Source organism: Dethiobacter alkaliphilus AHT 1 (genome assembly GCF_000174415.1).
In the GTDB taxonomy this organism is placed as follows: domain Bacteria; phylum Bacillota; class Dethiobacteria; order Dethiobacterales; family Dethiobacteraceae; genus Dethiobacter; species Dethiobacter alkaliphilus.
In genome coordinates this window covers 180361-198789 of record NZ_ACJM01000006.1, presented here as the reverse complement: position 1 = coordinate 198789, position 18429 = coordinate 180361, and the positions used below count along the sequence as shown (strand labels likewise).

The following is an 18429-nucleotide window of genomic DNA, read 5'->3' as shown; positions in this document are numbered from 1 at the left end:
CCTGAAAGCTTTGGAGCACGGCTGCGGTCAGCGCGACTGCCCCGACTGCAAAGTAATCTGGGAGTTGATGGACGCTGTGGACGAGTACGTTCCCACTCCGGAACGTGACATCGACAAGCCCTTCCTGATGCCCATCGAAGACGTGTTCACCATCACCGGCCGCGGTACCGTTGCCACCGGTCGTGTAGAGCGTGGCGCCATCAAAGTGGGCGAAGAAGTGGAAATCGTCGGTTTTGCTGAAAAATCCCGTAAGACCGTTGTAACCGGTGTGGAAATGTTCCGCAAGATCATGGACTTTGCCGAAGCCGGCGACAACATCGGCGCCCTGTTGCGCGGTGTGGACCGTGAAGAAATCGAGCGCGGCCAGGTTCTGGCTAAGCCCGGCAGCATTAACCCTCACACCAAGTTCAACGCCGAGGTTTACGTATTGAAGAAAGAGGAAGGCGGCCGTCATACTCCGTTCTTCCAGGGGTACCGTCCCCAGTTCTACCTGCGTACCACCGACGTAACCGGTGTTATCACCCTGCCGGAAGGCGTGGAAATGATTATGCCCGGTGACAACGTGCAGATGAAGATCGAACTGATCACCCCCATCGCCATCGAGGAAGGCCTGCGCTTTGCTATCCGCGAAGGCGGCCGCACTGTAGGCGCCGGTGTTGTGGCCAGCATCATCGAGTAATAGTAAACCAAAAGCACCGCCGTGCGGCGGTGCTTTTCTCTCTCTGTACAACTGACAAAAAGTTTGACAACTGGCATACAAGTGTGATAAATTTGTAAAAGTGAAATCTCAGGCCTTGGCCCGGGATAGAAGTTTTGCTTGCGGTACAAACTCTATTTTAGAGTGCCAAACAGCTTTTAGGGGGTGTGTTTAGATGCGCGTTAAAATCACCATGGCCTGTGGCGAATGCAAAAGGCGGAATTATATTACCACTAAAAATAAGCGGACCACACCGGACCGCGTTGAACTGAGTAAATACTGCTCATTCTGCAAAAAGCATACAGACCACAAAGAAACTAAGTAAGGATTTATTCTATTACTTATTACTAAGGATGTGAAGGCATGGCAGCCAATGTTAAAGTGCTGACAAAACACATCAAGGATGTAAAGCAGGAGTTAAAAAAGGTGCACTGGCCATCTCGCCGGGAAGTCACCCTTTTTACATCCATTGTCCTGATGGCGATTCTGGTAATCGGTGTTTTTTTCTGGATCCTCGATACAGGTTTTACGGGGATGCTGCAGTTGATTCTCCAATAGTGAGGAGGTAGGGGCCATCCCCTCGCCTATGAGTAAAAACTGGTATGTGGTACACACATACGCCGGCTATGAAAACAAAGTAAAAACGAATCTGGAAAAACGGGTAGAATCCATGGAGATGCAGGATAAAATATTCCGCGTCTTAGTTCCCATGGAAAAAGAGCTGGAAATCAAAAACGGCAAGAAGAAGGAAACCTTAAAGAAGGTCTTTCCCGGATATGTGCTGGTGGAGATGATCGTAACCGATGACTCCTGGTATGTTGTGCGCAACACGCCCGGTGTGACCGGTTTTGTCGGTCCCGGTTCCAAGCCTATCCCCTTGTCCGATGCGGAGATTTCCCAGATTCTCAAACAGATGGGAATGGGTGACTCCAAGCCCAAGATTGACTTTAGCGTAGGTGAAAATGTCCGGGTAACCGACGGGCCTTTTGCCAATTTTGTCGGCTCTGTGGAAGAAGTTCTGGAGGACCGTCGTAAGATTAAGGTGCTTGTGTCCATGTTTGGCCGGGAAACCCCGGTTGAACTTGAATTCTACCAAGTGGAAAAGCTTTAGCAGGATAGGAGGTGGAAGTATGGCAAGAAAAGTTATTGGTATGGTTAAACTGCAGATTCCCGCTGGAAAAGCAACACCCGCGCCTCCCGTTGGTCCTGCCCTGGGTCAGCACGGTGTAAACATCATGGGTTTCTGTAAAGAGTTTAACGAGCGCACAGCAAAACAGGCCGGTCTGGTTATTCCTGTTGTTATTACCATTATGGATGACCGTTCTTTCTCCTTTATCACCAAGACACCGCCTGCAGCGGTTCTGTTGAAAAAGGCTGCCGGAATTGACAAAGCCAGTGGTGTACCCAACAAGGAAAAAGTGGCAACGCTGTCCCGTGACAAAGTGCGTGAAATCGCTGAGCTGAAAATGGAAGATTTAAACGCCAACGACGTAGAAGCAGCAATGCTGATGGTCGAAGGTACCGCCCGCAGCATGGGTATTGTTATCGAAGGATAACGTAATTTATGTGGGAGAGGCCTGCCGCCTCGCCGGGACCACAAGGAGGTAATTAGCAAAATGGCTAAACACGGCAAGAAGTATGTTGAAGCAAGAAAGCTGGTGGATCGGGACATGCTCTATGATCCCACCGAAGCTTTGGAATTGGCCAAGAAAACAGCTACCACCAAGTTTGACGGTACTGTGGAGCTGGCCGTTCGTTTGGGCGTAAACCCCAAGCATGCCGATCAGCAGGTGCGTGGTGCAGTGGTGCTGCCTGCCGGCATCGGTAAGGAAGTAACAGTGGCTGTCTTTGCCAAAGGCGAGAAAGCCAAGGAAGCGGAAGAAGCAGGTGCCGATTTTGTCGGTGCTGATGATTTGGTGGCTAAAATTAATGGTGGTTGGTTCGGTTTCGATGTGGCTGTGGCCACACCGGATATGATGGGTACCGTAGGTAAACTGGGTCGCGTGCTTGGACCCAAAGGCCTGATGCCCAACCCCAAAACCGGAACCGTTACCATGGAAGTGGCCCGCGCAGTAAATGAAATTAAAGCCGGTAAAGTGGAATACCGTGTGGACAAAAACGGTATCATCCATGTCCCCATCGGCAAGGCTTCCTTTGAAATGGAGAAGTTGCAGGAAAACTTCAACACCATCATCGATACCTTAATCAAAGTTAAGCCGGCAGCTGCCAAGGGTCAGTATCTTCGTTCCATCACCGTCGCCTCCACCATGGGGCCGGGAATCCGGATTAATACCCAGAAAGCGGCGGCACTTGGCAAAGCCAAGTAATAAAGCTTGCAAAAAGCGGCAGCATATGATAAAATGCCCCGTGCACGTATAAATCAATAAATAACGTTTCAGGCTGTAGACAGCAGGTGCTCTTTTGGAGCTTAAGGATTCGTCGCCTGCCGAGGTCGGAAAGTCATCATTTGTCTGAAAAGCTATTGATGGCCTCCGTGTGTCTGCGCGGAGGCCATCTTTTGGTTTATACCCCAATTATCTGGGATGTGTAGCAGTAGGGTAAACAAGCCACAGTCAGGATATAATTCCTGCCAAAAGGGAGGTGGAAGGATGAGCATTACCAAACAGGCCAAGAAGCAAGTTGTCAGTGAAGTAAAGGAAGATCTGCAGAACGCCCAGAGTGCCATTGTTACCGACTATCGTGGACTTAATGTGGATGAGATTACACAACTGCGCCGCGCTCTGCGTGCTGAAAATGTGAAGTATGTGGTTGTAAAAAACACATTGGCCAGCATTGCGGCCCATGAACTGGGTTATGAGGCGCTGGACACATATCTGGAAGGCCCCACAGCCATTGCCTATGGTTTTGAGGATGCGGTGGCACCGGCCAAAGTTTTGTCCAAGTTTGCCAAGGAGAATGACAAGCTGGAGATTAAAGGCGGTCTTCTGGAAGGCAACCTGATTGATCCGGCCCGCATTAAGGCACTGGCAGACCTGCCGTCCCGTGAAGTACTACTGGGTCAGGTGGCCGGCGCATTCGCCGCACCGATGACCGGATTTGCCGGAGCAGCGCAAGCTATGCTGCGTAAGTTCGTGGGCACTTTAGACGCTGTAAGAGAACAGCGCGCTGCCAACGAAGGTTAATAAATTATAAAAAAACTATGCTTGAATTATAAGGAGGATTTTAAGAATGTCTAAAGTTAATGAAGTTTTGGAAATCGTAAAAGAGATGACTGTTTTGGAATTGTCTGAGCTGGTAAAGGCTTTTGAAGAAGAGTTTGGCGTATCCGCCGCTGCACCTGTGGCCATGGCTGCTGCTCCCGCTGCCGGTGGAGATGCTCCCGCTGCCGCTGAGCAGACCGAATTCGATGTAGTTCTGTCCGGTGCCGGAGACAAGAAGGTTCAGGTAATTAAGGCTGTACGTGAAGCTACCGGTCTTGGCCTCAAAGAAGCCAAAGAGCTGGTTGACAACGCTCCCAAGGCTGTAAAGGAAAAAGTAAGCAAAGAAGATGCCGACGCTCTGAAAGCCAAGCTGGAAGAAGCTGGCGCCAGCGTGGAAGTAAAATAGTTTTATCTCCAGCGGTGTAGTGAAAAAGGCACCCCTTTGCGGGTGCCTTTTTGTCACTGCCGTTTAATATTATCTCATCAGTAAAGCTTGCTTTAAAGAAAGTCCAAAGCGCAAGCTTTTCTTCTTTTTTCGACTGACAGGGGAAATCTGTGTTTATCGCTGCCATTCCTTGACATGCGAGGGGTATTGTGATATTATTATAAACTGCTTAACAATGCCTTCTTTGCCTTATTTAGGACTTACTGAATCACTCAAAAAATCGCTATCTAGCATTGCCATCAGTAGATTTTTTGAGGTATTCAGGTGCACGTGTACACGTGCACCCGAATTTGAGAGTTACACTCTCAAATTCAGACGTCGTAAATACGGCGTCTGAATTAAGAAAAGCCAGCTTTTCTTAATTCAGTGCGGACTTCGTCCGCAACTGAATAAGTCATGGAATGACTTATTCAGTAAGCCCTATTTATGTATATTTTCGTATATGAAATTGCATAACTGGAAAGACTATAATGTTGCGGATTTATTCCCTAAATATGTTTAAGAAGGTATTGTTATTTTTTAGGGTAAAACCTAGGGACAGGAGTGAGTGCCTGACATGTTCAAAGTCGTCGACGCGGGAACGAGGAAGCGCCGCACCTACGCACGGATTGACGAAGTTCTGGATCTGCCCAATCTGATTGAGATCCAACAGTTTTCCTATCGCTGGTTTCTCAGCGAGGGATTACAGGAGATGTTTAATGAAATCTCACCGATTCAGGACTTTACTGGAAACCTGGTTTTGGAATTCATAGGATATTCCCTGGGTGAACCGAAGTATTCCGTGGACGAGTGCAAAGAGCGCGACGCCACGTTTTCGGTCCCGCTACGTGTCCGTGTCCGCCTGATTAACAAGGAGACCGGCGAAGTAAAAGAGCAGGAAGTTTTCATGGGAGACTTCCCACTAATGACGGAAAACGGCACGTTCATCATCAATGGTGCCGAACGGGTCATCGTCAGCCAGTTGGTCCGCTCTCCCGGAGTGTATTTTAACAGCCAGATTGATTTTGTGGGTAAAACGCTGTTTGCGGGAACCATTATTCCCAACAGAGGGGCCTGGCTGGAGTTTGAGACCGATGTCAATGATGTAATTTATGTCCGAGTGGACCGTACCCGGAAAGTGCCGGTTACGGTGCTTCTGCGTGCTATTGGTTACGGAACCAACAATGATATTCTGGGTCTTTATGACCATGACCCCAGAATTTTGGCCACGCTGGAGAAAGATCATACCGATACCTTTGAAGCCGGTATTTTGGAGATTTATAAGCGACTGCGCCCCGGCGAGCCTCTTAACGTGGAAAACGCCCGTTCTTTGTTTGAGTCGTTGTTTTTTGAGCCCAAACGCTATGATTTTGCCCATGTGGGCCGTTATAAAGTAAATAAAAAGTTATCCTTTGTACCACGGGTACTGCACCGCAATCTGGCCGATAACGTGCTGGATCCCGAAGGTAATGTGCTGGCCCGGGCCGGCGAGACGGTAACGGTGGATATGGCCCGGTCCTTTGAGGAAAAAGGCGTAAGCCGCATCCGTATTACCGCCGACGATAAAGAAATTGTGGTTTTAAACAACGAACGAATCACTCCCGGTGTGAAGCACCTGACCAGGGAAGACATCGTGGCGGCCATCGGTTACATTCTTAATTTGATGGACGGTGTGGGACATACCGATGATATCGACCATCTGGGTAACCGCCGCCTGCGCAGCGTGGGTGAACTTTTGCAAAACCAGTTTAGAATCGGCCTTTCCCGCATGGAGAGGGTGGTTCGGGAACGGATGACCATTCAGGATGTGGAAGCCATTACTCCCCAGGCGCTGATTAATATCCGCCCGGTTATTGCTTCCATTAAAGAGTTTTTCGGTTCCAGTCAGCTGTCCCAGTTTATGGACCAGACCAACCCGCTGGCGGAGCTGACCCATAAACGCCGTTTGTCCGCTTTGGGCCCCGGTGGTTTGAGCCGGGAGCGTGCCGGTTTTGAAGTGCGGGATGTTCACCATTCCCACTACGGCCGCATGTGTCCCATTGAAACCCCTGAAGGACCAAACATCGGCCTCATCGGTTCGTTGTCCTCCTTTGGACGGATCAATGAATACGGCTTTATTGAAACACCTTACCGTAAAGTAGATAAGGAAAAAGGCCGGGTAACCGAGGAAATTGTTTACCTTACCGCCGACGATGAGGACAACTATACCGTGGCGCAGGCCAACGCCCTTCTGGATGAAAACGGCCACTTCCTGGCAGAGCGCATTACCTGCCGTTATCGCCACGAAACTGTACTGCGTCCGCCCTCCAACATTGATTTTATGGACGTTTCACCAAAACAGCTGGTTTCTGTGGCCACAGCCCTTATTCCTTTCCTGGAAAACGATGACGCCAACCGGGCCCTTATGGGAGCCAACATGCAGCGTCAGGCTGTGCCCCTTTTGAAGGCGGAAGCGCCGCTGGTGGGGACGGGCATGGAGTATAAAACTGCCCGTGACTCCGGTGTGGTGGTGTTGGCCAAAAACGGTGGTGAGATTGTTTTTGTCTCCGCCGATTCCATTATGATCAGGCGCGATGATGATCCGGAAGCGCCCAACCGGCATATTAACGGCCGCACCGGCGAAACTTTCCCCGGTGAACCCAGAGAAGGTTTTCCGCGCGGCTGCGATATCTATACCTTGCAGAAATTCAAGCGTTCCAACCAGGGAACCTGTATGAACCAGCGACCCACCGTCACCCACGGCCAAAAAGTAGCCGCCGGCGCTGTGATTGCCGACGGTCCTTCCACCGATCACGGTGAGCTGGCGCTGGGACGTAATATCCTGGTGGCCTTTATGCCCTGGGAAGGCTACAACTACGAGGACGCCATCTTACTTAGCGAAAAGATGGTAAAAGAAGATGTCTTTACCTCCATTCATATTGAAGAATACGAGTCCGAGGCCCGTGATACCAAGTTGGGCCCGGAGGAAATCACCCGGGATATCCCCAATGTGGGTGAAGAAGCCTTAAAGGACCTGGATGAGCGCGGCATTATCCGTGTGGGCGCAGAAGTCCGGGCCGGCGATATCCTGGTGGGTAAGGTAACACCTAAAGGCGAGACCGAGCTGACCGCAGAAGAACGTTTGCTGCGGGCCATTTTCGGGGAGAAAGCCCGGGAAGTCCGGGATACCTCCCTGCGAGTGCCCCACGGTGAAAGCGGTATGGTGGTGGACGTAAAAGTATTTTCCCGTGAAAACGGTGATGAACTGCCCCCCGGTGTGAACCAACTGGTGCGCGCTTACGTGGCCCAGAAGCGTAAAATCTCCGAAGGGGATAAAATGGCGGGCCGCCACGGCAACAAAGGGGTTATCGCCCGCATTATGCCGGAAGAGGATATGCCGTTTTTACCCGACGGTACTCCGGTCCAGATTGTGCTAAACCCCCTGGGCGTTCCCTCCCGGATGAATATCGGACAGATCCTGGAAACACACCTGGGCTGGGCTGCCAAGACCATGGGCATTCACATTGCCTCCCCCGTCTTTGACGGCGCCAGGGAGGAAGACGTATTTGATGCCTTTAAAGAGGCGGGACTGCCGGAGAACGGCAAGACTACCCTGTTTGACGGCCGTACCGGCGAGGCCTTTGACAACACTGTAACCGTGGGCTATGTATATATGCTGAAACTGGCCCATTTGGTAGACGATAAAATCCACGCCCGTTCCACCGGGCCGTACTCCCTGGTTACCCAGCAGCCGCTGGGCGGTAAAGCTCAGTTTGGCGGCCAGCGTTTCGGGGAGATGGAGGTCTGGGCGCTGGAAGCCTACGGCGCCGCCTATACCCTGCAGGAGATTCTTACCGTTAAGTCCGATGACGTGGTGGGCCGGGTAAAAACCTATGAAGCCATTGTCAAAGGCGAAAACATTCCCGAACCCGGCGTGCCCGAATCATTTAAGGTGCTGGTGAAGGAGCTGCAGAGTCTGGGTATGGATGTGAAGGTTGTGGATGAAGAAGTGGGCGAGCTGGAAATCAAAGAAGCCGACGAAGACGGTGAAGTCCGCGATCTGGGTGTTAACATCGAAGGCACCGAAGATGAAGACAAAGACGGCGAAATCCATGTTCTCAAAGAAGAAGTGGTGGATGAAGAGGAGTCTGAAGAGGACGATGACGCTGAGGTGGAGCTCACCGAGGAAGAGTTGGCCAAGATTTCTCTGGCCGGTACCGAGGATGAAGATTTGGACCTGGATGTGGATTTGGAGTTAGAACTGGAAGACGATGATCTGGGCGATGATCTGGAAGATCTGGACCTTGACGATGATGAAGATGACGACCTTTCATACGGCAGGAAAAAGCCGCGCCGCGGCCTTGATGAAGAGTTTGACGATGATGAAGAATAGGTTGAGTTGCAACTGTCTGTTAACCGTGGGTTAAGAGTAGACGAAAGGGAGGAAGTGCCCTTGCTGGATGTTAACAATTTTGATGCTTTAAAAATCGGCCTGGCATCGCCTGAACAAATCCGGGCCTGGTCCCGGGGTGAAGTTAAAAAGCCGGAAACCATCAACTACCGCACACTGAAACCGGAGCGCGAAGGACTTTTCTGCGAAAAGATTTTTGGTCCGCAAAAGGACTGGGAATGTCACTGTGGGAAATACAAGCGTGTCCGCTACAAAGGAATCGTTTGCGATCGCTGTGGTGTGGAAGTTACACGGGCCAAGGTCCGTCGGGAGCGCATGGGCCATATTGAACTGGCCGCCGCCGTTTCCCACATTTGGTATTTCAAAGGAATTCCCAGCCGGATGGGGCTTTTGCTGGACATGTCGCCCAGAGCCCTGGAAAAAGTCCTGTATTTTGCCGCTTATGTGGTAATCGATCCCGGTGATACCGGGCTAGTCAAAAAGCAGCTTTTAACGGAAATGGAATTCCGCGAGTATCGCGAAAAGTATGATCATCTCTTTAGGGCCGGCCGCGGTTTTAAAGCGGAAATGGGTGCTGAAGCGGTGAAAAAGCTCCTGGATGAAATCGACCTGGAGCAGATGGTCAAAGACCTGCGCAGTGAACTGCGTTCCGCCACCGGCCAGAAGAAAATCAGAGCTGTGCGCCGCCTGGAAGTGTCTGAAGCCTTCCGGCTCTCCGGCAACAATCCCATGTGGATGATTCTGGATGTGATTCCCGTCATCCCCCCGGATCTGCGCCCCATGGTGCAGCTGGACGGCGGCCGCTTTGCCACCTCCGACTTAAACGATCTGTATCGTCGTGTAATTAACCGCAATAACCGGCTCAAGCGTCTCTTAGACCTGGGCGCACCGGATATTATCGTCCGCAACGAGAAGCGGATGCTGCAGGAAGCGGTGGATGCCCTGATTGACAACGGCCGCCGCGGCCGTCCGGTAACCGGGCCCGGCAACAGACCGTTAAAGTCCCTTTCCGATATGCTCAAAGGTAAGCAGGGACGGTTCCGTCAGAACCTCTTGGGTAAACGGGTGGACTACTCCGGCCGTTCCGTAATCGTGGTGGGTCCGGAAATGAAACTTTACCAGTGCGGCCTGCCCAAGGAAATGGCTCTGGAGCTGTTTAAGCCCTTTGTCATGAAGCGGTTGGTAAACGACGGCTTTGCCCATAATATTAAAAGTGCCAAGCGCATGGTGGAAAAAGTCCGTCCGGAAGTGTGGGATGTACTGGAAGATGTGATTCGCGACCATCCGGTGCTCCTAAACCGGGCGCCAACCCTGCACCGCCTGGGTATTCAGGCTTTTGAACCGGTGCTGGTTGAGGGCCGGGCCATCAAAATCCACCCGCTGGTCTGTACCGCCTATAACGCCGACTTTGACGGTGACCAGATGGCGGTGCACGTACCGCTCTCCGCGGAAGCACAGGCCGAAGCACGCCTTTTAATGCTTTCGGCACAAAACATTCTTAACCCCAAGGACGGCCGGCCGGTAACCACACCGACACAGGACATGGTTCTGGGAATGTATTACCTTACTGTGGAGCGGGAAGGGGCACAAGGAGAAGGTAAGGTGTTCGCCTCTCCGCTGGAAGCCATTTTGGCCTACCAGTCCGGTTTGGTGGCTCTGCATGCCCGTGTGGCCGTGAATATCAATAACTATCCCAAGCTGTTCATCGGCCGGGAAGAGATGCGCCGCACACCGGGCACCAAACTGTTTATCACCACAGTGGGTAAACTGATCTTTAACAATATATTCCCGGAAGACTTTATCTACATTAACAATCCGGATTTCAACAATCCGGTGGATGATGAAGACTTTATTCTGGAGCGGGGACTAAACATTGCCGAAATCATCGCCAAGCATCCTACCAGCGAAGCGGTGAAAAAGGGGTTCTTAGGCAGCATCATCGGACGCTGTTACCGCCAGTACGGCAATACCCGCACTTCAGAAATTCTTGATGACATTAAAAAGACCGGCTTTACCTACGCAACCCGCGCCGGCATTACCGTGGCGGTGGATGATATTACCGTCCCGGAAGCCAAGCCGCAGATTCTGCAGGGAGCCGAAGGAAAAGTTGAAAAGATTGAAAAGCAGTTCCGCCGCGGTCTGATTACCGATGAAGAACGCTACGACCACGTCATCGAAATCTGGACCAAAGCCAAGGATGATGTAACCAAAGAGCTGATGGGTACCCTTGATCCCTTTAACCCCATCTTTATGATGGCCCACTCCGGTGCCCGTGGTAACATCTCACAGATTACCCAGCTTGCCGGGATGCGCGGTCTGATGGCCGACCCCACCGGCCGCATCATCGACTTACCCATTAAGGCCAATTTCCGTGAAGGTCTCACCGTTTTGGAATACTTTATTTCCACCCACGGTGCCCGGAAAGGTTTGGCGGATACGGCGCTTAAGACCGCCGACTCCGGTTACCTCACCCGCCGACTGGTGGATGTGGCCCAGGATGTCATCGTTCGCGAAATCGACTGCGGTACCCAACAGGGTATTACCGTTTCCGAAATCCGGGACGGCAGCGAGGTAATTGAAGATTTACACGACCGCATCAACGGTCGCTACGCCATGGCCGATCTCTTTGATCCGGAAGAAGGAACGCTCCTGGTGGCCAAAAACGAATTCATCGATGAAGATAAAGCCGATGAAATTCTGGCCAAAGGCATTGAGGAGATTCACATTCGTTCAGTGCTTACCTGTAAAACCCGCCACGGAGTCTGCGTCAGATGCTACGGCCGTAACCTGGCCACCGGACGTATTGTGGATGTGGGTGAGGCGGTGGGCATTATCGCCGCCCAGTCCATTGGGGAGCCGGGAACACAGCTCACCATGCGGACGTTCCATACCGGTGGTGTGGCCGGTGACGACATTACCCAGGGTCTTCCCCGGATTGAGGAACTTTTCGAAGCCAGAAAGCCCAAAGGGTTGGCCGTTATCACCGAAGTGGACGGTTCAGTGGAAATTACCGAGGCGCGCCAGCGCCGGGAAGTTCAGGTCACACCGGAGCACGGTGAGACCAAAACTTACCCCATTCCCTACGGTTCACGCCTGAAGGTTAAAAACGGCGACCATGTGGAGGCGGGTCAGGAGCTCACCGAAGGTTCGGTAAACCCCCACGACCTCCTAAAAGTCAAAGGGCCCCGCGGAGTGCAGGTCTACCTTCTGCAGGAGGTGCAGCGGGTATACCGGCTGCAGGGTGTTGACATTAACGATAAACACATTGAAGTAATGATCCGCCAGATGCTGAAGAAAATCAAGGTGGAAGAAGCGGGAGACACCGACCTCTTGCCCGGCGGCCTGGTTGACAGCTTCATCTTTGATGAAGTAAACGAAGGGGTTGTGGCCAACGGTGGCGAGCCAGCTGAGGCCCGTCCACTGTTGTTGGGTATCACCAAGGCCTCTCTGGCCACCGATTCCTTCCTCTCCGCCGCCTCATTCCAGGAAACCACCCGCGTTCTCACCGAGGCAGCCATCAAAGGCAAGAACGATCCGCTTTTGGGACTCAAAGAAAACGTTATTATCGGCAAACTGGTTCCTGCGGGAACCGGCATGAACCGCTACCGCAACATTCAGATCAAGCCGCTGGTGGAAGTTCCCGGTTGCGATATGGATGACTCCATCTTTGATGATATCCTGGCCGACGATGCAGACTTCACCCAGGAAGAACAACCGGTGGTCCAGGACGAAGAATAATAATTGACAAGCAAAACCGATGGTGGTAAAATATCTAAGTGTGCCTTTTACCCATAATTCTGGGAGGATGCTTATGGATCTGGAAAACCTGAAGCAGGCACGCCAAACGGTGACGGGGACCAAGCAGACGCAAAAAGCCGTGGAATGCGGCAAAGCCCGGCATGTTTTTATCGCCAGGGATGCGGATGAGCGGGTGACCCGGCCCATTGCACAAGCGTGCGGGCAAAAAGACATTCCGGTCACCGTGGTGGAAACCATGGATGAACTGGGCAAGGCCTGCAACATTAAGGTAAGCGCAGCTACCGCTGCCATTTTGCTGGAAGATTAACCTTTGCCTTCGCCCGCCCAACGGCGGGCGGAGGATTTACACTTGCACATTTCAGGAAGGAGGTGGAGTGGGATGCCGACCCTGAACCAATTGGTCCGCCAGGGAAGAGTAGAAATCAAAAAGAAGTCAACGTCCCCCGCTTTGGACAGTTCTCCACAAAAGCGCGGCGTATGTACTCGTGTTTCAACAACCACACCCAAAAAGCCGAACTCAGCACTGCGTAAAATCGCCCGTGTTCGTCTGACAAACGGGATTGAGGTGACAACCTATATTCCCGGTATCGGTCATAATCTCCAGGAGCACTCTGTGGTGCTTGTCCGTGGCGGTCGTGTAAAAGACCTTCCCGGCGTACGTTATCACTTAGTGCGCGGCGCATTGGACACCGCAGGCGTAGAAAACCGCAATCAAGCGCGTTCCAAATACGGCGCTAAGCGCAAAAAGAAGTAAATTTTTAACATTTCACCAATAATCTCGGCTTTAAACTGTGGCTGCTTTGCGAGGCAAGAACCAAGCAAGGCAAGGCCGCAGGGAGCGCGGCGAGTAAGGCGAACAATTGGTTCGTCGCACGAGCCAAGACGACCGAGAACGCAGCATTTGCGCAGGTTATTGCCTCGCAAAAAGGAAGGAGGAGTAGAGTATGCCCCGTAAAGGTCCGGTCCCCAAGAGGGATGTGTTACCTGATCCGATTTATAATTCCAAAATGATCACCAAGTTTGTTAACTCTTTGATGCTGGATGGCAAAAAAGGGGTGGCCCAGTCCATCTTTTATGATGCCATGGAGATTATCCGGGAGAAAACAGGCCAGGATCCCAAGGAAGTTTTTGATAACGCAGTAAAGAACGTTTCCCCTGTCCTGGAAGTTAAAGCACGCCGTGTTGGTGGTGCCAACTATCAGGTGCCTGTGGAAGTTTCTGCCCATCGTCGTAATATCCTTGCTCTTCGTTGGCTAACAAGATACGCCCGGGAGCGTGGAGAGAAGACCATGGCGGAACGATTGGCTGCTGAGCTGATGGATGCGGTAAACAATACCGGTGGTGCCTTCAAGAAGAAAGAAGATACCCATCGTATGGCCGAAGCCAACAAAGCTTTTGCCCATTACCGCTGGTAAGCAGTACGTACACATTTCTTTTGACTAAAATAACTTTTATAATTACATGCTATGAAGGAAAGGAGGGGACCTTAAATGCCAAGAACTACCCCCTTGGAAAAAACAAGAAACATTGGCATCATGGCGCATATTGACGCCGGCAAGACTACAACTACAGAGCGGATTCTGTTTTACACAGGGCGCGTTCACAAGCTGGGTGAGGTGCATGACGGTGCGGCCACCATGGACTGGATGGCCCAGGAGCAGGAACGGGGTATCACCATTACGTCCGCCGCTACCACCGCCATGTGGCAGGATCATACCATTAACATCATTGACACACCCGGACACGTTGATTTTACTGTAGAGGTTGAACGCAGCTTAAGAATTTTGGACGGTGCCGTTGGCGTATTTTGTGCCAAGGGCGGCGTTGAGCCGCAGTCAGAAACGGTTTGGCGCCAGGCCGACAAGTACCGTGTTCCGCGTATGGCCTATGTTAACAAAATGGACATTACAGGCGCAGATTTCTTTTATGTACTGGAATCCATGAAGAATCGTCTGAACGTAAACGCGGTCCCCATCCAGCTCCCCATCGGTGCGGAAGATAATTTCCAGGGAATCATTGACTTGATTCGCATGAAATCCATTATCTACACCGATGACCTGGGAACCCGCAGTGATGAAACGGAGATTCCCGACGACCTGTTGGAATTGGCCCAGGAATACCGGGAAAAGTTGCTGGAAGCCGCTGCAGAATTCGATGAAGAACTGATGATGATGTATCTTGAAGGTGAAGAAATCAGTGAGGACCAGATCAAGGCCGCCCTGCGCAAGGGAACCATTGCTGTGGAAATAGTCCCGGTTCTCTGCGGTTCTTCCTACAAGAATAAAGGTGTTCAGCCCATGTTGGACGCAGTTATTCAGTATATGCCCTCGCCTCATGATGTTCCGCCGGTAAGCGGTGTTGTGCCGGGTACCGAGGAAGAGGTGGTCAGAAAGGCTGATGATGCGGAGCCGTTTGCCGCCCTGGCCTTTAAGATTATGTCCGACCCCTATGTGGGTAAACTGACCTACGCCCGTGTTTATTCCGGTGTGATGGAGAGTGGTTCCTATGTCTACAACTCCTCCAAAGGAAAGCGGGAAAGAATCGGCCGGGTACTGCGCATGCACGCTAACCACCGGGAAGAAATTAAGGATGTTACCGCCGGTGACATTGTGGCCATTGTGGGCCTGAAAAACACCACCACCGGTGACACCCTCTGTGATGAGCAGTCTCAGGTACTTTTGGAGACCATCAGCTTCCCTGAGCCGGTAATTGACGTGGCCATTGAGCCCAAAACCAAAGCCGACCAGGAGAAGATGTCCATCTCTCTGGCAAAGCTTTCGGAGGAAGATCCCACCTTCCGGGCCAGAACCGACGAAGAGACCGGCCAGACCATTATCTCCGGTATGGGTGAGCTGCACCTGGAAATCATCATTGACCGTCTGCTAAGAGAGTTTAAGGTAGGCGCCAACGTAGGTAAGCCCCAGGTTGCCTATAAAGAAACCATCCGCAAGGCCACCAAGGCCGAAGGCAAGTTCGTCCGCCAGTCCGGCGGCCGTGGCCAGTACGGCCACTGTGTCATCGAGCTGGAGCCTCTGGAGCCCGGCGGTGAAGGTTATATCTTTGAGAGCAAAATCGTGGGCGGCGTAATTCCCAAGGAATATATCGCTCCCATCGACAATGGCATTCAGGAAGCCATGAACACCGGTGTGGTTGCCGGTTTCCCGTTAATTGATGTGAAGGTAACCGTTGTGGACGGTTCCTACCACGATGTGGACTCCTCGGAAATGGCCTTTAAAGTAGCCGGTTCCATGGCCTTCAAAAACGGTGTAAACAAAGCAGATCCTGCCATTCTGGAGCCCATGATGAAAGTGGAAGTAACGGTTCCCGAAGAATACATGGGTGATGTGATGGGCGACATTAACAGCCGTCGCGGACGCGTGGAAGGTATGGAGCCCCGCATGGGTTCGCAGGTAATCCGCGCCAAGGTGCCCCTGTCGGAAATGTTTGGTTACGCCACCGATTTGCGTTCCAAAACCCAGGGCCGCGGCACATACTCCATGGAATTCGACAGCTACGAAGAAATGCCGAAAAACATGGCACAAGAGATTATTGAGAAACAACAAGGATAAAACAGTTTCGTTTAAAACAAAGGAGGTTCTCCCAACATGGCAAAGCAAAAGTTTGAAAGAACTAAGCCACACGTAAACGTGGGCACCATCGGCCACGTTGACCACGGTAAAACTACTCTGACCGCTGCAATCACCACTTGTCTTTCCACCGCAGGCGGCGCAACCAAAACTGCTTACGACGAAATCGACAAAGCACCTGAAGAAAAGGAACGTGGTATCACCATTTCCACCGCACACGTGGAATATGAGACCGAAGGCCGTCACTACGCACACGTAGACTGCCCCGGCCACGCCGACTATGTTAAGAACATGATTACCGGTGCCGCCCAGATGGACGGTGCAATCCTGGTGGTATCCGCAGCCGACGGCCCCATGCCCCAGACCCGGGAGCATATCCTGCTGGCCCGTCAGGTTGGCGTTCCCCACATCGTTGTTTTCATGAACAAAGCCGACCAGGTTGACGATCCTGAGCTGATCGAACTGGTGGAAATGGAAGTTCGCGACCTCTTAAACGAGTACGAATTCCCCGGTGACGATGTGCCTGTAGTTGTAGGTTCCGCACTGAAAGCTTTGGAGCACGGCTGCGGTCAGCGCGACTGCCCCGACTGCAAAGTAATCTGGGAGTTGATGGACGCTGTGGACGAGTACGTTCCCACTCCGGAACGTGACATCGACAAGCCCTTCCTGATGCCCATCGAAGACGTGTTCACCATCACCGGTCGTGGTACTGTTGCCACCGGTCGTGTAGAGCGTGGCGCCATCAAAGTGGGCGAAGAAGTGGAAATCGTCGGTTTTGCTGAAAAATCCCGTAAGACCGTTGTAACCGGTGTGGAAATGTTCCGCAAGATCATGGACTTTGCCGAAGCCGGCGACAACATCGGCGCCCTGTTGCGCGGTGTGGACCGTGAAGAAATCGAGCGCGGCCAGGTCCTGGCTAAGCCCGGCAGCATTAACCCCCATACCAAGTTCAACGCCGAGGTTTACGTTCTGAAGAAGGAAGAAGGCGGCCGTCATACCCCGTTCTTCCAGGGTTATCGTCCCCAGTTCTACCTGCGCACCACCGACGTAACCGGTGTTATCACCCTGCCGGAAGGCGTGGAAATGATTATGCCCGGTGACAACGTGCAGATGAAGATCGAACTGATCACCCCCATCGCCATCGAGGAAGGCCTGCGCTTTGCTATCCGCGAAGGCGGCCGCACTGTAGGCGCCGGTGTTGTGGCCAGCATCATCGAGTAAGTCACACACTTTAATATATGCTTTTTCCGGGCTGCTTTAGAAGCTGATTTTAATGCAGCCCGGATGATAACAATGAAGCAAAAGGTTGCGGGCCTTTGTGGCCCGGGAATTTTTGCGGAGTAGTCTGAAAATCAGGCGAATGAAGGAGGGAACAAAATGGCGAAACAAAAAATCCGTATCCGCCTTAAGGCGTTTGATCATCAAATTCTGGATCAGTCTTCCAGCAAAATTGTGGAGACGGCAAAAAGGACCGGTGCTAACGTTTCCGGGCCCATCCCGCTGCCGACGGAAAAGAGCATTTATACCGTTATCCGGGCACCTCATAAGTACAAGGACTCCCGTGAACAGTTTGAAATGCGCACACATAAGCGGCTAATTGATATTCTTGAGCCAACACCCAAGACCATCGACTCGCTGATGAGGCTGGATTTACCGGCTGGTGTGGATATCGAAATCAAACTCTAATCTGGGATAATAGGCATTTAAGGAGGTGCAAGTCGTGCAAAAAGCAATTTTAGGCAAAAAAGTCGGCATGACCCAGGTTTTTACCGAAGAAGGCAAGGTTATCCCCGTAACTGTAATTGAGGCGGGTCCTTGTGTTGTGGTACAGAAGAAAACAAAAGAAGTCGACGGCTACGATGCAGTTCAGTTTGGCTATGGCGCTATCAAAGAAAAACATGTTACCAAGCCCCTGGCTGGACACTTTAAAAAAGCCGAGCAGGAACCTAAAAAATATATCCGCGAAATGCGCCTGGAAGACACCGCTTCTTATGAAGTGGGCCAGGAAGTAAAAGCAGATGTATTTGCCGAAGGTGACTGGGTAGACATCAGCGGTGTTACCCGCGGTAAGGGCTTTGCCGGTGCCATCAAGCGCCACGGTTTCGGACGCGGACCCACAACTCACGGTTCCCATTATCACCGCGGCCCCGGTTCTCTGGGTGCGGTGGATGCAGCCCGTGTTTTCAAGGGACGTAAACTGCCCGGGCGTATGGGCGGCGTAAAAGTAACTGTCCAGAAATTAAAGGTGGTTAAAGTGGACACCGACCGTAACCTGCTTTTGATCCACGGTGCCGTTCCCGGCCCCCGTGGCGGTCTGGTGACACTGAAAAACACCGTTAAGAACGTAAAAGAAGCAAAGTAACAAAGACGTAAGCAGAGGTCGCAAAAAGATGAAGTTTGACAGCTTGGTT

The 18429-nt window shown here is 51.9% G+C and carries 17 protein-coding genes and 1 other annotated feature; all 17 genes read left to right on the top strand.

The window, feature by feature from the left end; genetic code table 11:
• A partial coding sequence (locus DEALDRAFT_RS07585) for an EF-Tu C-terminal domain-related protein (RefSeq protein WP_040378660.1) occupies positions 1 to 679 on the top strand: 679 nt, incomplete at its 5' end.
• Positions 680 to 872: 193 nt separating this feature from the next.
• A complete protein-coding gene (gene rpmG, locus DEALDRAFT_RS07580; protein WP_008516356.1) occupies positions 873 to 1022 on the top strand; it encodes a 50S ribosomal protein L33 in 150 nt (49 codons plus the stop codon).
• Between the two features lie 38 nt (positions 1023 to 1060).
• Positions 1061 to 1255: a preprotein translocase subunit SecE gene (secE, locus tag DEALDRAFT_RS07575; RefSeq protein ID WP_008516355.1), complete on the top strand. Its 195-nt coding sequence runs from the start codon at positions 1061 to 1063 to the stop codon at positions 1253 to 1255.
• Positions 1256 to 1283: 28 nt separating this feature from the next.
• The gene (nusG, locus tag DEALDRAFT_RS07570; protein WP_008516354.1) at positions 1284 to 1808 is read left to right on the top strand and encodes a transcription termination/antitermination protein NusG; all 525 of its coding nucleotides are present in this window, start codon (positions 1284 to 1286) and stop codon (positions 1806 to 1808) included.
• 19 nt (positions 1809 to 1827) lie between these two features.
• A complete protein-coding gene (rplK, locus tag DEALDRAFT_RS07565; RefSeq protein ID WP_008516353.1) occupies positions 1828 to 2253 on the top strand; it encodes a 50S ribosomal protein L11 in 426 nt (141 codons plus the stop codon).
• 60 nt (positions 2254 to 2313) lie between these two features.
• Positions 2314 to 3024, top strand: a complete 711-nt coding sequence (rplA, locus tag DEALDRAFT_RS07560; RefSeq protein ID WP_008516352.1) for a 50S ribosomal protein L1 — start codon at positions 2314 to 2316, stop codon at positions 3022 to 3024.
• Positions 3025 to 3079: 55 nt separating this feature from the next.
• Positions 3080 to 3225: a sequence feature (ribosomal protein L10 leader region), on the top strand.
• An 81-nt stretch (positions 3226 to 3306) separates the two neighbouring features.
• Positions 3307 to 3840 carry a 50S ribosomal protein L10 gene (gene rplJ / locus DEALDRAFT_RS07555; protein ID WP_008516351.1) on the top strand — a complete coding sequence of 178 codons (534 nt, stop codon included), beginning with the start codon at positions 3307 to 3309 and terminating at the stop codon, positions 3838 to 3840.
• 46 nt (positions 3841 to 3886) lie between these two features.
• Positions 3887 to 4264, top strand: coding sequence for a 50S ribosomal protein L7/L12 (rplL, locus tag DEALDRAFT_RS07550; protein WP_008516348.1), 378 nt, complete (start codon positions 3887 to 3889; stop codon positions 4262 to 4264).
• Between the two features lie 595 nt (positions 4265 to 4859).
• Positions 4860 to 8654, top strand: a complete 3795-nt coding sequence (gene rpoB / locus DEALDRAFT_RS07545; protein WP_008516346.1) for a DNA-directed RNA polymerase subunit beta — start codon at positions 4860 to 4862, stop codon at positions 8652 to 8654.
• Between the two features lie 60 nt (positions 8655 to 8714).
• On the top strand, positions 8715 to 12410 hold the full coding sequence (gene rpoC / locus DEALDRAFT_RS07540) for a DNA-directed RNA polymerase subunit beta' (protein WP_050780784.1): 3696 nt from the start codon (positions 8715 to 8717) through the stop codon (positions 12408 to 12410).
• A gap of 73 nt (positions 12411 to 12483) precedes the next feature.
• Positions 12484 to 12738 (top strand): L7Ae/L30e/S12e/Gadd45 family ribosomal protein, encoded by a 255-nt coding sequence (locus DEALDRAFT_RS07535; RefSeq protein ID WP_008516342.1) that lies wholly within the window; start codon positions 12484 to 12486, stop codon positions 12736 to 12738.
• Positions 12739 to 12810: 72 nt separating this feature from the next.
• Positions 12811 to 13185 carry a 30S ribosomal protein S12 gene (gene rpsL, locus DEALDRAFT_RS07530; RefSeq protein ID WP_008516341.1) on the top strand — a complete coding sequence of 125 codons (375 nt, stop codon included), beginning with the start codon at positions 12811 to 12813 and terminating at the stop codon, positions 13183 to 13185.
• A gap of 190 nt (positions 13186 to 13375) precedes the next feature.
• Complete coding sequence (rpsG, locus tag DEALDRAFT_RS07525; RefSeq protein ID WP_008516339.1) at positions 13376 to 13846, top strand: 30S ribosomal protein S7; 471 nt, start codon at positions 13376 to 13378, stop codon at positions 13844 to 13846.
• Between the two features lie 75 nt (positions 13847 to 13921).
• The gene (fusA, locus tag DEALDRAFT_RS07520) at positions 13922 to 16000 is read left to right on the top strand and encodes an elongation factor G (RefSeq protein WP_008516337.1); all 2079 of its coding nucleotides are present in this window, start codon (positions 13922 to 13924) and stop codon (positions 15998 to 16000) included.
• A gap of 36 nt (positions 16001 to 16036) precedes the next feature.
• The gene (tuf, locus tag DEALDRAFT_RS07515) at positions 16037 to 17239 is read left to right on the top strand and encodes an elongation factor Tu (protein ID WP_008516335.1); all 1203 of its coding nucleotides are present in this window, start codon (positions 16037 to 16039) and stop codon (positions 17237 to 17239) included.
• 156 nt (positions 17240 to 17395) lie between these two features.
• Positions 17396 to 17704 (top strand): 30S ribosomal protein S10, encoded by a 309-nt coding sequence (rpsJ, locus tag DEALDRAFT_RS07510; RefSeq protein WP_008516333.1) that lies wholly within the window; start codon positions 17396 to 17398, stop codon positions 17702 to 17704.
• 34 nt (positions 17705 to 17738) lie between these two features.
• Positions 17739 to 18380 carry a 50S ribosomal protein L3 gene (gene rplC, locus DEALDRAFT_RS07505; protein ID WP_008516332.1) on the top strand — a complete coding sequence of 214 codons (642 nt, stop codon included), beginning with the start codon at positions 17739 to 17741 and terminating at the stop codon, positions 18378 to 18380.
• The last annotated feature ends 49 nt before the right edge of the window (positions 18381 to 18429 follow it).

What these genes read in the sequence shown, in the direction of transcription:
- rplK (WP_008516353.1), top strand. Translation starts at nt 1,828, where the DNA reads ATGGCAAGAAAAGTTATTGGTATGGTTAAACTGCAGATTCCCGCTGGA.
- rplA (WP_008516352.1), top strand. Translation starts at nt 2,314, where the DNA reads ATGGCTAAACACGGCAAGAAGTATGTTGAAGCAAGAAAGCTGGTGGAT.
- rpsL (WP_008516341.1), top strand. Translation starts at nt 12,811, where the DNA reads ATGCCGACCCTGAACCAATTGGTCCGCCAGGGAAGAGTAGAAATCAAA.
- DEALDRAFT_RS07535 (WP_008516342.1), top strand. Translation starts at nt 12,484, where the DNA reads ATGGATCTGGAAAACCTGAAGCAGGCACGCCAAACGGTGACGGGGACC.
- rplJ (WP_008516351.1), top strand. Translation starts at nt 3,307, where the DNA reads ATGAGCATTACCAAACAGGCCAAGAAGCAAGTTGTCAGTGAAGTAAAG.
- rpsJ (WP_008516333.1), top strand. Translation starts at nt 17,396, where the DNA reads ATGGCGAAACAAAAAATCCGTATCCGCCTTAAGGCGTTTGATCATCAA.
- rpoB (WP_008516346.1), top strand. Translation starts at nt 4,860, where the DNA reads ATGTTCAAAGTCGTCGACGCGGGAACGAGGAAGCGCCGCACCTACGCA.
- rpmG (WP_008516356.1), top strand. Translation starts at nt 873, where the DNA reads ATGCGCGTTAAAATCACCATGGCCTGTGGCGAATGCAAAAGGCGGAAT.
- rpsG (WP_008516339.1), top strand. Translation starts at nt 13,376, where the DNA reads ATGCCCCGTAAAGGTCCGGTCCCCAAGAGGGATGTGTTACCTGATCCG.
- secE (WP_008516355.1), top strand. Translation starts at nt 1,061, where the DNA reads ATGGCAGCCAATGTTAAAGTGCTGACAAAACACATCAAGGATGTAAAG.
- tuf (WP_008516335.1), top strand. Translation starts at nt 16,037, where the DNA reads ATGGCAAAGCAAAAGTTTGAAAGAACTAAGCCACACGTAAACGTGGGC.
- nusG (WP_008516354.1), top strand. Translation starts at nt 1,284, where the DNA reads ATGAGTAAAAACTGGTATGTGGTACACACATACGCCGGCTATGAAAAC.
- fusA (WP_008516337.1), top strand. Translation starts at nt 13,922, where the DNA reads ATGCCAAGAACTACCCCCTTGGAAAAAACAAGAAACATTGGCATCATG.
- rplL (WP_008516348.1), top strand. Translation starts at nt 3,887, where the DNA reads ATGTCTAAAGTTAATGAAGTTTTGGAAATCGTAAAAGAGATGACTGTT.